The 15,091-nt window shown below is 74.3% G+C and carries 14 protein-coding genes; 9 read left to right on the forward strand and 5 right to left on the reverse strand.

The annotated features are described in order from the left end of the window. Positions 1-5 precede the first annotated feature (5 nt). From IF27_RS28125 to lnt, 3 genes are all read left to right on the forward strand, one after another. A complete protein-coding gene (locus IF27_RS28125) occupies positions 6-506 on the forward strand; it encodes a hypothetical protein (protein WP_052852678.1) in 501 nt (166 codons plus the stop codon). Then, on the forward strand, positions 506-2,374 hold the full coding sequence (locus IF27_RS28130; protein ID WP_110946316.1) for an ABC transporter ATP-binding protein: 1,869 nt from the start codon (positions 506-508) through the stop codon (positions 2,372-2,374). Before IF27_RS28125 ends, IF27_RS28130 begins: the two co-directional genes overlap by 1 nt. Before the next feature lie 100 nt (positions 2,375-2,474). Then, the gene (lnt, locus tag IF27_RS28135) at positions 2,475-4,097 is read left to right on the forward strand and encodes an apolipoprotein N-acyltransferase (RefSeq protein WP_052852679.1); all 1,623 of its coding nucleotides are present in this window, start codon (positions 2,475-2,477) and stop codon (positions 4,095-4,097) included. A 76-nt stretch (positions 4,098-4,173) separates the two neighbouring features. On the opposite strand, the gene IF27_RS28140 is transcribed toward lnt, so the two are convergent. The 3 genes from IF27_RS28140 to IF27_RS28150 all read right to left on the reverse strand — a co-directional run bounded on the left by IF27_RS28140 (position 4,174) and on the right by IF27_RS28150 (position 6,092). Beyond that, positions 4,174-4,860 (reverse strand): SDR family NAD(P)-dependent oxidoreductase, encoded by a 687-nt coding sequence (locus IF27_RS28140; RefSeq protein WP_052852680.1) that lies wholly within the window; start codon positions 4,858-4,860, stop codon positions 4,174-4,176. A gap of 66 nt (positions 4,861-4,926) precedes the next feature. Then, positions 4,927-5,322 (reverse strand): ester cyclase, encoded by a 396-nt coding sequence (locus tag IF27_RS28145; protein WP_052852681.1) that lies wholly within the window; start codon positions 5,320-5,322, stop codon positions 4,927-4,929. 29 nt (positions 5,323-5,351) lie between these two features. After that, entirely contained in the window at positions 5,352-6,092 is a 741-nt protein-coding gene (locus IF27_RS28150) for an SDR family NAD(P)-dependent oxidoreductase (RefSeq protein ID WP_052852682.1), read from the reverse strand. A 94-nt stretch (positions 6,093-6,186) separates the two neighbouring features. Here IF27_RS28150 and IF27_RS28155 point away from each other — a divergent pair, with 94 nt between their 5' ends. Further along, entirely contained in the window at positions 6,187-6,795 is a 609-nt protein-coding gene (locus tag IF27_RS28155; RefSeq protein WP_052852683.1) for a TetR/AcrR family transcriptional regulator, read from the forward strand. Between the two features lie 38 nt (positions 6,796-6,833). Here IF27_RS28155 and IF27_RS28160 read toward each other — a convergent pair whose 3' ends face one another. Further along, the gene (locus IF27_RS28160; protein WP_052852684.1) at positions 6,834-7,586 is read right to left on the reverse strand and encodes a GntR family transcriptional regulator; all 753 of its coding nucleotides are present in this window, start codon (positions 7,584-7,586) and stop codon (positions 6,834-6,836) included. Positions 7,587-7,804: 218 nt separating this feature from the next. Here IF27_RS28160 and IF27_RS28165 point away from each other — a divergent pair, with 218 nt between their 5' ends. Genes IF27_RS28165 through IF27_RS28185 form a run of 5 tightly spaced genes read left to right on the forward strand, consistent with a single transcriptional unit; the run spans position 7,805 to position 13,322 of the window. Continuing rightward, entirely contained in the window at positions 7,805-8,956 is a 1,152-nt protein-coding gene (locus tag IF27_RS28165; protein WP_052852685.1) for an ABC transporter substrate-binding protein, read from the forward strand. Positions 8,957-8,963: 7 nt separating this feature from the next. Then, positions 8,964-9,839: an ABC transporter permease gene (locus tag IF27_RS28170; protein ID WP_052852686.1), complete on the forward strand. Its 876-nt coding sequence runs from the start codon at positions 8,964-8,966 to the stop codon at positions 9,837-9,839. After that, a complete protein-coding gene (locus IF27_RS28175) occupies positions 9,827-10,687 on the forward strand; it encodes an ABC transporter permease (protein ID WP_052852687.1) in 861 nt (286 codons plus the stop codon). The genes IF27_RS28170 and IF27_RS28175 overlap by 13 nt, the downstream gene beginning before the upstream one ends. 2 nt (positions 10,688-10,689) lie before the next feature. Further along, positions 10,690-11,784, forward strand: coding sequence for an ABC transporter ATP-binding protein (locus tag IF27_RS28180; RefSeq protein ID WP_052852688.1), 1,095 nt, complete (start codon positions 10,690-10,692; stop codon positions 11,782-11,784). A 41-nt stretch (positions 11,785-11,825) separates the two neighbouring features. Beyond that, positions 11,826-13,322, forward strand: coding sequence for an HAD-IA family hydrolase (locus IF27_RS28185; protein ID WP_263053859.1), 1,497 nt, complete (start codon positions 11,826-11,828; stop codon positions 13,320-13,322). 73 nt (positions 13,323-13,395) lie between these two features. On the opposite strand, the gene IF27_RS28190 is transcribed toward IF27_RS28185, so the two are convergent. Beyond that, complete coding sequence (locus tag IF27_RS28190) at positions 13,396-15,021, reverse strand: MFS transporter (protein ID WP_052852690.1); 1,626 nt, start codon at positions 15,019-15,021, stop codon at positions 13,396-13,398. Between the last annotated feature and the right edge of the window lie 70 nt (positions 15,022-15,091).

Genomic DNA, 15,091 nt, shown 5'->3' on the forward strand with positions numbered 1-15,091 from the left:
CCGCCATGCCGTTCCTGATCGCCGCCCTGGTGCTGGTCGGTTGCCTGTGCCTGCTCGACCTGCTGCTCACCTTCGCAGTGCTCCGCCGCCTGCGCGAGCACACGGCCGAACTGTCGCGGCTCGGCGCCAGGGAGCGCAGCCTCGCCCTCGACCGCGACACCGTCCTCCTCGGCAGGACCCTGCCCGGCCTGGCCGCCGAGGAGGCGGACGAGGAGCGGATGGTGGCCTTCTTCGAGGCGAAGTGCGACGCGTGCCACGAGCACGCCCCCTGGTTCGCCGCGACCGCGGCCGACGGCTCGGCCGCCGTCGTTCACGGTGCCGGTCCGCGGGCGGACGAACTGGCCGCGCACGTGGCGGACCTGCCGACCGTCATCCGACACGAGGAGGCCGCGTCCCTGGTGGAGAGCGTCGGCATCACGGTGTTCCCGACGTTCCTGCTCGTGGACAGGACCGGCTCCGTCACGCGGGTCACCCACGACCCGGCCGGTCTCGTCGCGACACCCTGATGAGCCGCCCCGAGGCACCGCGAGGGCTCGCGCGGCAGATCCTCCACGCCCTGGGGCTCTGCTGGCACGCCGGGCCCTGGCTGACCGCCGTCTACCTGCTCGCCACCGTGGTCGGCGGGCTCCTGCCGACCGCCACCGCATGGTCCACCAAGTTCGTCATCGACGGCCTCACGGCAGGACACACCGCGGAAGCCGTACGGTGGGCGGTCGCCCTCGCGGCCACCGGGCTCGTCGCGGGCGTCCTGCCCCACCTCACCGCCTACCTGCGCGACGAACTCTCCCGCCGCCTCGACCGGTTGATGCAGGACCAGCTCTACACCGCCATCAACGGCTTCCAGGGCCTCTCCCGGCTGGAGAACCCGGCCTTCCGCAACGACGTGGCCATGGCGCAGCAGGCGTCGGGCGGCGCCATCGGGCCCATGACCACCGGCCTGTTCGACACCGGGCGCAACGTGCTCACCCTGGTCAGCCTGCTGGCGACGCTCACCGTGCTCAGCCCCGTCATGGCCGCCCTGGTGACGGCCGCGTCGGTCCCCGCGCTGCTGGCACGGCTGGCCCTGTCACGCCGCAGGGTCTCGATGATGGCGGACGTCTCCCAGGCCACCAGGCGGCAGGTCTTCTACTCCCTGCTGCTCACCGACATCCGGGCCGCCAAGGAGATCCGGCTGCTCGGCCTCGGCGACTTCCTCAAGGGCCGGATGCTCGGGGAACTGGCCACCACGCAGTCCGGCGAGCGCCGGGTGGACCGGCAGGAGGTCCGTACCCAGGCGCTGCTCGCGACGCTGTCCACGCTCGTCGCGGGCGGCGGGCTGGTGTGGGCCGTCCACGCCGCCGCCACCGACGCGCTGACCGCCGGGGACGTGACCGCGTTCATCGCCGCCGTCGCCGGGGCGCAGGCCGCTCTGACCGGGCTGGTGGACAACATCTCCATGGCGCACCAGGCGCTGCTGCTGTTCGCCTACCACCTCCGCGTCACGTCCCTGGCCGACGACCTCCGCCCCTCGCCGCGTCAGGCCCCCGCCCTGCCCGCCCTGCGCGGGGCCATCGAGTTCCGCGACGTCTGGTTCCGCTACGACGACGCGCACCCCTGGGTGCTGCGCGGCGTCAACCTGACCATCCCGCACGGCCGGGCCGTCGCGCTGGTCGGGCTGAACGGCGCGGGCAAGAGCACGCTGATCAAGCTGCTGTGCCGCTTCTACGACCCGACGAAGGGCGCCATCCGCTGGGACGGCGTGGACCTGCGCGACATCCCGCCCGCCGAACTGCGCCGCAGGACAGGCGTCCTGTTCCAGGACTACATGTGTTACGACCTGACCGCCGCCGAGAACATCGGCGTCGGCGACCTCCCCGCGCTCGCCGACCGCCCCCGGCTGCGCGCCGCCGCGCGTCAGGTGGACATCGACACGGCTCTCGAAAACCTCCCCCGCGGCTACGACACCCTCCTCAGCCGGCTGTTCGCCGACCAGGGCGACGGCGCCGACCCGCAGGCCGGGGTCGTCCTCTCCGGCGGCCAGTGGCAGCGGGTCGCGCTGGCCAGGACCCTGCTGCGCGACCACCGCGACCTGCTCATCCTGGACGAGCCGAGCGCCGGTCTCGACGCGGAGGCCGAGCACGAGATCCACCGCGGGCTGCGCCGCCACCGGCACGGGCGTACGAGCCTGCTCGTCTCGCACCGGCTCGGCGCGGTCAGGGAGGCGGACCGCATCGTCGTCCTGGAGGACGGCCGCATAGCGGAGGAGGGCACCCACGACACGCTCCTCGCCGAAGGCGGCACGTACGCCAGGATCTTCGCCCTCCAGGCGACCGGCTACCGGACGACGCCCGACCACGGCAGCGACGACGGCGACGGCAGCCACGGAGCCGCGTGACCGGCCGCGTCCCCTGCGTCCCTCACAACGACCTGATCACGTTCGGACCGCGATCCGAAGTTCCCGGACAAGCGCGATCGCGGCGGGGACACTTGGTCCTGTGACCACGACTGACCAGCCCAGGGCGACGCCGCACGTACCCCGTGCCGTCTCCCTCCCCCGTACCTTCGCCGCCGCCGTCCGGGGCGGGCCCGCGGCGCTCGCCGTCGCCCTGGTGGGCGGGCTCCTCCTGGCCGCCTCCTTCCCGCCCCTCGGCTGGTGGCCGCTGGCACCGGTCGGGCCCGCGCTGCTGCTGTTCGTCCTGCGGCGCCGGCGCATGCGGACGGCGTTCGCCCTGGGGACCGTCTTCGGCCTGGCGTTCTTCGGTCCGCTCCTCCTGTGGCTCACCAACCTCGGTGTGCTGCCCTGGGCGGTGCTCAGCGTCGTCCAGGCGCTGCTGCTCGGCGCCCTGAGCTGCGCCGTACCCGTCCTCGACCGGCTTCCGGCCTGGCCGCTGTGGGCGGCTGCCTGGTGGGTGACCGCCGAGGCCATACGCTCCCGGGTGCCGCTCGGCGGCTTCCCGTGGGGCCGCCTCGCCTTCAGCCAGGCCGACGCGCCGACGCTCGGCTGGGCCGCGATCGGGGGAGCACCGGCCGTCAGCGCGGTCGTGGCGCTCGCCGCCGCCTGCCTGGCCGCGCTGCTCGGCGGGACGACGGTGCGCGCGGGCCGCCGCGCGGGGGCCGGTCTCGTGGTGGCGCTCGTCCTGTGCGCGGCGGGCGCGCTGTTCGTCCCCTCGGGCGCCGTCGGCGGCGACGACCGGAGCGCGACGGTCGCCGTCGTGCAGGGCAACGTCCCGCGCGGCCGGTCACTGGAGGAGCAGGCCAGGGTCGAGCGCGTCGCCGACAACCACATCGACGCCACGCGCGAACTCGCCCGCGACATCCGCGCGGGCCGCGCCCCGCAGCCGGACATCGTGCTGTGGCCCGAGAACGCGACGGACCGCGACCCCCGCGCCGATCCGGGACTGCGGCGGCGGATCTCGGTCGTCGCGGCCGAGGTCGGCGCCCCGCTGGTGGTCGGGGCCATCCTCGACGCGCCGGGCGACCGCATCCGCAACAGCAGCCTGCTGTGGGACCCCGTCACCGGCCCAGGACCGTACTCGACCAAGCAGCACCTGGTGCCCTTCGGCGAGTACATCCCCGCGCGCGGCCTCCTCGGCGGGTTCGGGGACCTCCAGCTCATACCGCGCGACTTCATCGCCGGGAGCGAGCCCGTCCGCCTGGACGCGGGCCCCGTCCGGCTCGCCGCCTCGATCTGCTACGAGGTCGCCTACGACAGCCAGGTGCGCGGCGCCGTGCGCACCGGCGCGAACCTGATCGCCGTCCCCACCAACAACGCCACCTACATGCGCAACGGCAGCACCGCGGAGCCCGAGCAGCAGCTGGCCATGTCCCGGCTGCGCGCCGTCGAGCACAACCGCTCGGTCCTCGTCGCGTCCACCACCGGGATCAGCGCCGTCGTCACGCCGGACGGCAGGGTCGTGGAGTCCACCGGCCCGTGGACCCGTGACGTGCTCACGGCCACCGTCCCGCTGCGCACCTCCGAGTCCCTGGCGACGCGCGTCGGCACCCTGCCCGAGCTGCTGGTCGGGCTCGCCGCCCTCGGGGCGACGGGCCTCGGCGTCCACCGGGCGCGCCGCGCGAAGTCGCCCGGCGCGAACACGGGCGCGGGCGCGGACGCGTAGGCCCGCGCGTCACGAAGGACCGGCGGGGTCCTCCCCCCTCCGGGAGACCCCGCCGGTCCTTCGTTCCCTCACGCGCCTACCAGGCGAGTTCACCCGCCTCGTCCTGGAAGGTCCCCGTCGGGCCGTCCGCGCCGAGCGTCGCCAGACGGACGACGATCCGTGCGCTCTCCTCGGGCGACCTTCCGCCGTCGAACCCCGCGGTCAGGTCGGTGGCGGTGAAGCCGGGCTCCACGGCGTTGAACTTGATGCCGGGCTGGGACTTGGCGTACTGCACGGTGAGCATGGTGGCCGCCGACTTCGACGCCGAGTACAGCGCGGTCGGCAGCTGGAACTCCGGCCGTTCCGGGTTGGTGACCGCCCAGAACGATCCGGCGCTGCTCGACACGGTCACCACCGTCGGGTTCGCGGACCGGCGCAGCAGGGGCAGCGCCGCCTCCGTGACGCGCACGATCCCCACCACGTTGGTGTCGAACACCCGCAGGGCCGTGGGGCCGTCGGCGGTGCCGTGCCCCAGGACGCCCGCGTTGTGCACCAGGACGTCGAGCCGGCCCTCGGCCGCCCCTATCGTCTCCAGCGCGCCGTTCACCGACACGTCGTCGGTCACGTCGAGCCGCACGAACCGCGCCCCGAGCGCCGCCGCGGCCTTCCCGCCCCGCTCGGCGTCCCGCGCGCCGATCCACACGTCGTGGCCCAACTCCACGAGCTGCCTGGCTGTTGCGAAGCCGATCCCCTTGTTGGCGCCGGTGATCAGTGTGACGGTCATGTGCTCTCTCTCCTCGTGGAACGGATGGGACGACGGGACGGTCGCCGCCCGGCGGGGCGGTGGCAGTCAGCCGGTCAGCTGCCGCCGCATCGCGGCGCTGTCGTGCAGGGCCGTCATGTGGACGAACCGGCCGTCGCGGACCTGGTAGACGGCGTACTCGACGATCTCGAACGAGGCGCCGGTGGCGGGCACCCCGAGCCACTCCTTCACCGGCGTACCGGTGTTGACCAGCCGCGCGGCCAACCGGTCGCCGTCGAGCAGCAGTTCCTTGAGCTCCCAGTGGAGGTCGGGAACCGCGTCCACGTCGTGCCGCTGCACCGCGAGGACGTCCTCCCGGGTGCCCGGCTCGCCGTTCAGCGTCGTCAGGTCGTGGATGAACCGGTCCATGTGGTCGAACTCGTGCGCGTTCAGCGCCTCGATGTACCGCAGGTAGAACCCGCGCAACTCCTCGTCGCCGGACATGGGGTGCCCTTTCCGTGGGGTCGTGGGACTCAGATCTGGTTCAGGCCGCCGTCGGCGTACAGGCTCGAACCGGTGATGAAGCTGCTCTGGTCCGAGGCGAGGAACGCCACGGCGGCGGCGATCTCCTCCGGGCGCGCGAGCCGCCCCAGCGGCACCCGCGCGGACAACTGCCGCCTGAACAGCTCCGCGTCCGGGGTCAGCGCCGCCAGGGCGGGGGTGTCGGTCGGGCCAGGCGTGACGGTGTTGACGCGGATGCCGCGCCCCTTCAGCTCGTTGGCCCAGGTCCTGGCGAACGACCGGGTGGCGGCCTTGCTCGCGGCGTACACGCCCATCGCGTCGTCGCCGACGTCCCCGTTGGTGGAGCCGTTCAGGATCACCGAGGCGCCGTCGTTGAGCAGGGGGAGCGCCTTCTTGACGGTGAACAGCGTGCCCCGGACGTTGATGCGGAACAGGGCGTCGAAGTGCTCCTCCGTGACCTGGTCGAGCGTGCCGAGCGCGGCGATCGAGGCGTTGGCGAACAGCACGTCGAGGCCCCGGCCGTGGGCGCGGATGGTCGCGTAGAGCCGGTCCAGGTCGGCCAGGTCCCCGATGTCGCCCGGCACCCCGGTGGCCGCGGGGCCGATGGCCTTGACGGCCGCGTCGAGTTCGGCCTCGCGTCGGCCCGTGACGAACACGTGCGCGCCCTCAGCCGCCAGCCGTACGGCGGCTGCCAGGCCGATCCCGGCGCTGCCCCCCGTGACGAGAGCGGTCCTGCCTTCGAGTAATCCCACGTGAACGACCTCCTCCGACTTCCGCAACGATCGCTGCGGAATGCCGACCCTAGCACTTCCGCAGCGATCGATGCGGAAGAGGTAGGCTACGGGGGTGGAGACGAGAAGGAACGGCGTGACCGGCCGACCGCGGGGATTCGACACCGACGAGGCCCTGGAGCGCGCCATGCTGGTGTTCTGGGAGCACGGCTACGAGGGCGCGAGCCTGGCCAACCTGACGCACGCGATGGGCATCTCCACCACCAGCATGTACGCGGCCTTCGGCAACAAGGAGGAGCTGTTCCGCAAGGCGCTCGCGCGCTACAGCGAGGGCCCCGGCGGCTACCTGGACCAGGCCCTGGCCGAGCCGACCGCCCGCGACGTCGCCGCCGCCGTCCTCGCCGGGACGATCCGCAGCACCACCGGCGCCACCTCCCCGCAGGGCTGCCTCGGCGTGCAGGGCGCCCTCACCGTCAGCGACTCGGGGCAGGACGTCCGCGACCTCCTCGTGACCTGGCGCGACAACAGCTACTCCCGCATCCGCGAGCGGTTCAGGCGGGCCGTCGAGGACGGTGACCTGCCCGAGGGCTCCGATCCGGGGCTGCTGGCCCGCTACGTCACGGCCCTGGCGTTCGGCGTCGCCGTGCAGGCCGCGAGCGGTGTCGGCCGCGACGAACTCCGGGCGATGACCGACGCCGCCCTGCGCGCCTGGCCACCTTCCTGAGAAGCGCCGTCACCGCCGTCACCGCCGAGGCCGCCCGGTCAGCCGCCGAACCCCGGGCCCGCCTGCCTGGCCAGCGGGTTGGACCCGATCGAGTTGTGCACGCTGAAGTTCACCGCGTCGGGACGGTACCGGTCGTCCGACCACTCGACGGGCCGCCCCGCCGCCGTCGTGGTCACCCGCCGCACCCGCAGCAGCGGGCTGGTCCGCCGCACGCCGAGCAGCTCCGCGTCCCGCGCGCCCGCCGACACCGCGTCGATCAGATGCTTGCCGTACGCGAAGACCAGCCCCGTCTCCTGGTAGAGCCGCGCGGTGACCGACTCGCAGTCGTCCTCGACGCGTTCGACGGCCGGGGCGATCCAGTCCGCGTACACCGTCCGCTCGACCAGCACCCGTTCGCCGTCCAGCCCCCGCACCCGCAGCACGTGCAGCACCTCCCCGTCGTCCCGCAACTGGAGCCTGGCCACGTCCTCGGCCGTCGCCCGGCGGCGCTCCCGCGCCACCACGAGCCCCGAGGCGCGCCGCCCCATCGCGCGCGCCCACTGCGCGAAGCTCCGCAGTTCCTCGAAGCTCTGGCTGCGCCGACTGGCCAGCACCACCCGCCGCGCGCCCTGCCGCGAGCCGATCAGCCCCTCGGCCGTCAGTGCCGCCACCGCCTGCCGCACCGTCCCCCTGGACACCCCGTACCGCCCGGCCAGCCCTGTCTCGGCGGGCAGCAGCGCCCCCACCGCGTACTCGCCGTCGTCGATCGCCCGCCGCAACTCCTCGGCGATCTCCTCGTGTCGCGCCGCCACCGCTCTCCCCGACTCCCCCTGCTCGACTCGTCCCGGTGTCCTCCCGGGCCGGACCACGACGGTATCCGCCCGCGGCGACTGTCCACTGATGCATCGCGTCAATTCCTCCTCCGTTCATGGTCAGGACACCGCGGCCGGGCCTACTGAGGGCGCACTTGTTCGAACAAGTAACCGGCTGACCCCCAGCCGGAGCGCCCGCAGGAAAGGACCTCTCGACCATGACCCGTGGAAGAACCACCGTCATCGCGTGCGGCATCGCGGCCACCACGCTGCTCCTCGGCGCGTGCGGCGCCGCCCCCTCGGAGGACGCGTCGCCCGGCGACGGCCCCAGCGCCGCCACGGCCACCTCGGCCGAGGACTTCGGCGGCATGGACGCGCTGATCGCCGCCGCCCAGGAGGAGGGCCGCCTCAACGCCATCGCCCTGCCGCCCGACTGGGCCAACTACGAGGCCGTCATCGCCGGTTTCGAGGAGAAGTACGGCATCGAGGTCGAGGTGGAGAACCCCGACGGCAGCAGCCAGGACGAGATCAACGCCGTCACCTCCCGCATCGGCCAGGACCGCGCCCCCGACGTGCTCGACCTCGGCAGCGCGTTCGCCGTCGAGGCCGCGTCCCAGGACCTGCTCGCGCCGTACCGCGTCGCCGCGTTCGACGCCATCCCCGCCGAGCAGCGCGACGCCGACGCCCGCTGGTACCACGACTACGGCGGCTACGTCTCCATCGGCTGCGACGCCAGCCGCGTCGAGACCTGCCCCACCAGCTTCGCCGACCTGCTCGAACCCGGCCGCTACCGCGGTCAGGTCGCGCTCAACGGCAATCCGACGCAGGCCGGTGCCGCCTTCGCCGGTGTCTACGCGGCCTCCCTCGCGAACGGCGGGTCCTTCGACGACATCCAGCCCGGCATCGACTTCTTCGCCGAGGTCAAGGAGGCGGGCAACTTCACGCCCGTGGAGGCCACCCCGGCCACCATCGAGACCGGCGAGACCCCGATCACCATCGACTGGGACTACCTCAACGCGGGCTACGCCGAGGAGTTCGCCGCCAAGGGCATCGACTGGCAGGTGAACGTGCCCGACGACGGCCGGTTCGCCCAGTACTACGCCCAGGCCATCAACAAGCACGCCCCCCACCCCGCCGCCGCCCGCCTGTGGCAGGAATGGCTCTACAGCCCCGAGGGCCAGAACCTGTTCCTCCAGGGCTTCGCCCGCCCCGTGCTGATGCCCGCCATGGCCGAGGACGGCACCCTCGACGCGACCGCCGCCGCCGCGCTGCCCGAGGTCGAGGGCACCCCCCAGTTCCCGACCGAGGACCAGCAGAACGCGGCCAAGGACGTCCTCGCGCAGGGCTGGTCCGCCGCCATCGGAGGCTGACCCCACCATGTCCGCCGCCACCCCGCCCGCCCCGGCACGCCCCCGCCGGGACCGTGGCCGGCTCGCGGTGGTCCCGCTGCTCGCGTTCGTCGCACTGAGCTTCGGGGTCCCCGCGCTGGCCATGCTCCACGGCGCCTTCACCGCGCGGGACCCCGTCTCGGGCGCCACCTCCTTCACCACCGCCAACGTCACCGAATCCCTCAGCGGCCACTACCTCGACGCCCTGCTCGGCAGCGTCCGGCTGTCCGCCACCGCGGCGGTGCTCGCCGCCCTGCTCGGGCTGCCGCTCGCCCAGGCCGTCGTCACGTCGCGGTCCCGCGCGCTGCGCGAGTCCGTCCTCACCGCCTCCGGCGTGCTGGCCAACTTCGGCGGCGTACCGCTGGCGTTCGCCTTCGTCGCCACCCTGGGCAACTCCGGTGTCCTCACGCGCCACCTGAGCCTCGACGACGCCGGCTGGAGCCTCTACAGCTTCTGGGGCCTCACCCTGACCTACCTCTACTTCCTCGTCCCCCTCATGGTGCTCACCCTCACCCCGGCGCTGGAGGGCCTGCGCGTCGAGTGGCGCGAGGCCGCGCGGAACAACGGCGCCACCACCGTGCAGTACTGGCGGCACGTCGCCCTCCCGGTGCTCGCGCCGTCGCTGCTCGGCGGCCTCGTCCTCCTGTTCGGCAGCGCCTTCGCCGCCTACGCCACCGCCCGCGCCATGGTCGGCAGCTCCATACCGCTGGTCACCCTCCAGATCGCCGACGCCCTCTCGGGCAACGTCCTCATCGGCCGCGAGAACGTCGCCCTCGCCCTCAGCCTCGACATGGTCGCGGTCGCGGGCCTCGTGATGGCCGTCTACCTTCCCCTGCAACGCCGGAGCGCGCGATGGCTCGCCTGACACCCCACGCCCGCGCCGCACGCCCCCGCCCCCGCTGGTGGCGCGCCGCCGTGCTGACCGGGGCCGCCGTCTACTTCCTCGTGCCGCTCGCCGCCTCCGTCGTCTTCACCGTGGACGTGCCCGGCAGCGGCCTCACGCTCGACGCGTACGGGCGGATCACCACGGCCGAGGGCTTCGGCGACAGCCTGCTGCTCTCCCTCGAACTGGCCGCCGCCACCATCGCCCTGGTGCTGCTGCTCACCGTCCCGGCGCTGGTCGCCCTCCGCCTCGGCGCGCCCCGGCTGCGCCCGGTCGTGGAGATCGTCTGCTCGCTGCCGCTGGTCGTCCCGCCCATCGCCTTCGTCGCCGGTATCGGCACCGTCCTCGGCTGGGGCCCGGAACACTTCGCCAGCACACCGTTCTTCCAGACGTTCGTGGCGCTCCAGGACCCCGACTTCCCCCTCGTGCTCGTCCTCGCCTACACGGTGATGGCCCTGCCGTTCGTCCACCGGGCCCTGGACAGCGGGCTGCGCGCCATCGACGTGCGCACCCTCGTCGAGGCCGCCCGCAGCTGCGGCGCCGGCTGGCCGCAGGCCCTGTTCCGCGTCGTGCTGCCGAACCTGCGCGGCGCGCTGCTGAACGCGTCCTTCCTCACCCTCGCCCTGGTGCTCGGCGAGTTCACCGTCGCGCAGCTGCTCGGCTTCCGGCCGTTCGCCGTGTGGATCGTGGGCGTCAGCGGCTCGCAGGCGCAGGTCTCGGTCGCCGTCTCCGTGCTCAGCCTGCTGCTGACCTGGGCGCTGCTGCTCGCCGTCGTCTCCGCGGGCGGGCGCGGCGCCGCCCCCCGCCCCACCCCGTCCCCGAGGTCCTGACCATGCCGAAGACATCCACCGCCCTCGCCCCGGCCCACACCGCCGCCCCCGCCTCGGTCGAGTTCCGCGGCCTGCGGCGCGCGTTCGGGCCGACCGTCGCCCTCGACGGGCTCGACCTGGCCGTCGAGCCCGGCGAACTCATCGCCCTGCTCGGCCCGTCCGGCTGCGGCAAGACCACCGCCCTGCGCATGCTGGCGGGCTTCGAACACCCCGACGCGGGCCAGGTACTCCTCGACGGCGCCGACGTCACCGACGTCCCCGCCCACCGCCGCGACGCCGGTATGGTCTTCCAGTCCTACAGCCTCTTCCCCCACCTCACCGCGCTGGACAACGTCGCGTTCGGCCTGCGGATGCGGAAGGTGCGCACGGCGGAGCGCCGCGCCCGTGCCGCCGAACTCCTCGACCTGGTCGGCCTGCCCACCCACGGCGACCGCTACCCGCACCAGCTCTCCGGCGGCCAGCAGCAGCGGATCGCGCTCGCCCGCGCCCTCGCCCTGCGGCCACGCGTACTGCTCCTGGACGAGCCGCTGTCCGCGCTCGACGCACAGGTCAGGCTCGCCCTCCGGGAAGAGATCAGGAGCCTCCAGCGGGAGCTGGCCCTCACCACCCTCTTCGTCACCCACGACCAGGAGGAGGCCCTGTCGATGGCCGACCGCGTCGCGGTGCTGCGGGCGGGCCGCGTCGAGCAGTGCGCGGCGCCCGCCGAGCTGTACGCGCGACCGGCCACCGCGTTCGTCGCCGGGTTCGTCGGCACCATCAGCCGCCTGCCGGGGCGGATGGCGGCCGACGGCGCCGTGGACGTGCTCGGCGTCCGCCGCCCGGCGGACGGCGGCACGGGCCGCCGGGCCGGGGCCACGGTGGACGTCCTCGTCAGGCCCGAGCAGCTGGGCCTGAGCCCGGCCGCCGACGGCACCGCCCGGGTCACCGTCGCCACCTTCCTCGGCGCCGTCACCCGGCTGTCCGTGCGGCTCGCCGACGGCACCCAGGTCAAGGCCGACCTGCCCACGCACGACGCCGCCGCGCTGCCGCCCGGCTCGCCCGTGACCGTGACGCTGCCGGAACGCCCCGTCCTCGTCGCCGACCGGGCCGCCGCGTGAGCGCCGCCGCCCAGGAGCCGCTGCGTGCCGTCCTGTTCGACATGGACGGCACCCTGGTGGACACCGAGCGGCTGTGGTGGCAGGCCACCGAGGAGGTCGCCGCCCGGCTCGGCCACCGGCTGACCGACGCCGACCTGCCGGACGTGCTCGGCCGCGCCGTCGAGCACACCGCCGCCCACCTGTGCCGGGCCGCCGCGGCCGACGTCCCGCCCGACGCCGTCGCCGGTCGGCTGCACCGGGCGTTCGCCGACCGGCTCGCGGACGGCGTGCCGCCGCGGCCCGGCGCGACCGAACTCCTCGACCGGCTCAGGGCGCACGGCGTCCCCGTCGGCCTGGTGTCCGCCTCGCCCCGGCCGATCGTGGAGACCGTGCTGCGGGTGCTCGGCCGCGACCGCTTCGCCGTCACCATCAGCGCCGACGACACCGAGCACGCCAAGCCCGCCTCCGACCCCTACCTGGCCGCCGCCCGTGCCCTCGGCGTACCGCCCGCCGCGTGCGTGGCCGTCGAGGACACGCCCACCGGCGTCGCGTCGGCCGAGGCGGCGGGCTGCCCGGTGCTCGCCGTGCCCTCGGCCGTCCCGATCCCCTCGGCCCCGGGCCGCGTCGTGCGTGCCAGCCTCGCCGACGTCGGCCTGCCGCTGCTGCGCGGCCTCGCCGCGACGGGCGCCGCGCCCGCGCCGCCCGAACTGCGCGTGCTGAGCTGGAACCTGTGGTTCGGCGGCACCCGCGTGGACGACCACCACGCCAAGCAACTCCGCGTCCTGCGCGAGACCCGCGCCGACATCGTCGGCATCCAGGAGAACGCCGGAGCCGCCGCCGACCTCGCCGCCGCGCTCGGCTGGCACCACCACACCGTGGGCCGCAACCTCGCGATCCTCAGCCGCCATCCCCTCGTGGCGCGGTACGGCACACCCGAGCCGTCCGGCTACGGCGGCATCGGCGTCCGCGTCGATCTCGGCGGCGGCCGTGCCGTCGTCGTCTGGACCGCGCACCTGAACCCCGAGCCGTACGGGCCCTACGACGCGCTGCTCGACGGCCGCCCCGCGGCGGACCTGCCGGTGCGCGAGGCGGAGTCCGGGCGGGTCCGCCAGATGCGGGGGCTCCTCGCGGCGATGGAGGGCCACCTCGCCGCGGCCGACGTCACCCCGGTCATCCTCACCGGCGACCTCAACGCGCCTTCCCACCTCGACTGGACGGCCGCCGCCGCGCCCGCGCGCGGAGGGCGGGGACCGGTCGCGTGGCCGGTCAGCCGGGCCGCCGAGGCCGCCGGACTGCGCGACGCCTACCGCACCGTCCACCCCGACCCGGTCGCCGCGCCGGGCGCCACCTGGTCCCCGGTGCGTCCCGCGCACCCGGACGGCAGCGGCCGGGCGGAGCCGCAGGACCGTATCGACTACGTCCTGTACGCCGGGAGCGGCCTGCGGGTCACGTCCGCCCGGACGCACGTGACCGGGGCGCCGCGCCCGTACCCGGACGTGCGGGGCAACGCCTGGCCGTCCGACCACGCGGCCGTGCTCGCCACCTTCCTGATGCGGTGACACCGCGCCCCCGGCGGCTGTCCACGCGAGCGCCGCGTGGCGGGATCGGCAGGCCGCGCACGGAGCCGCTGGCTCAGGTGACCGTCCCCTGCTCCTGCGGCGCGCGGGAACCGTCGGCCGACGGGCGCCCGGGGGAGTCGTCCGCGCTCTCGCGCTCCGCCTCGCCCCCGATGGCCGGGATGTGCCGCAGCAGCGCGAGCACGACGACCGTCGTCACGAGGGCCAGGCCCGCGCTGACCCAGGCCGCGGCGTGGAGACCTGAGGTGAAGGCGTCCTGCGCCACGGTGAGCAGCCTCTCGCCGGTCTCGCCCGGCAGTTCCTGCGCCGCGGCACTGGCGCCACCGACCGTGTCCCGGGCCGCCTCCGCCGCCCCGGCGGGCACGTCGGCTGGCAGGGCGTCGGCGATCTCGCCCCGGTAGACGGCGACGGCCACGGTGCCGGTGAGGGCGATGCCCAGGGCGAGGCCCAGGTCGTAGGCGGTCTGCCCGGCACCGGCCGCCGCACCCGCCTTCTCCGGCGGCGCGGCACCCACGGCGAGGTTGGTGCCGAGCACGCTGATCGGCGCCACGCCGAACATGATGATCGTCAGCCCGATCGCGGACGGCGCGACACCCGAGTCGTCGGCGGGGGCCGTGGCGGTCAGCCAGAACCCGATGAGCGTGATCACCGTGCCGCCCGCGAGGACGAGCGCGGGCCTGCACCGGCGCGCCAGCACCGGGGTGAGCTGCGAGCCCACCACCAGGCCCGACGCGCCGGGCAGCAGCCACAGTCCGGCGGCCAGCGGGCTCAGGTCACCGACGACCAGCAGGAACTGCGGGATCAGGTACTCGACGCCGTTGAGCGCCATCATGCCCAGCAGCAGCGTCAGCAGGGCGCCGGTGAACACCCGGTCGCGGAACAGCCGCATGTCCAGCAGCGGCGCGGCGAGACGCCGTTGACGCGAGACGAACAGCACGGTGAAGACGACGCCGACGACCGCGACGGCCAGGTGGGCCACGCCCCATCCGTCCTCGGCGACCCTCTTGACGGCGTACACCACCGGCAGGATCCCGAGCAGGAAGAGCGCCACGCTGACCAGGTCGAAGCGGCCGGGCTCCGGGTCCCGGTACTCGGGCACCAGCAGCAGGATCGGCGGCAGCGCGAGCGCCATGACGGGGACGCCCACCAGGAACACCGACCCCCACCAGAAGTACTCCAGCAGCACGCCGCCGATCACCGGCCCGATGGCGATGCCAGCGGACAGCGCCGTCACCCACATGGCGATCGCCGTGGCGCGCTGCTTGGCGTCGGCGAACATGTGGATGATCAGGGCGAGGGTCGAGGGCAGTACGGCCGCACCGGCGACACCCAGCAGGGCGCGCGCGGTGATCAGCATCCCGGGCCCGGACGCGTAGGCGGCGAGCAGCGAGGAGACGATCACGCCGAGCGAACCGAGCACGAGCAGCCTGCGCCGCCCGAGCCGGTCGCCGAGGGCGCCCATGACGATCAGGAATCCGCAGGTCATGAAGCCGTAGATGTCCGTGATCCACAGCAGTTGGGAACTCGTCGGCCGCAGGTCGGCCGTCATGGACGGGGTGGCCAGCCAGAGCACGCCGAGGTCCGCGGTCATCAACGCGACGGGGAACAGCAGAATCCACAGGCCGAACCACTGCCGCGCCCCGGCGCGCGGCGCCTGCTCCTGAACAGGACTCGAAGACATGGGGAGCCTTCCTTCTACTTCTCACGAGGGCGGAGGCGTATGGACGGTGCCGCGCGTCCTGCACCGGCTC

Source organism: Streptomyces avicenniae (genome assembly GCF_000719135.1).
GTDB lineage: Bacteria > Actinomycetota > Actinomycetes > Streptomycetales > Streptomycetaceae > Streptomyces > Streptomyces avicenniae.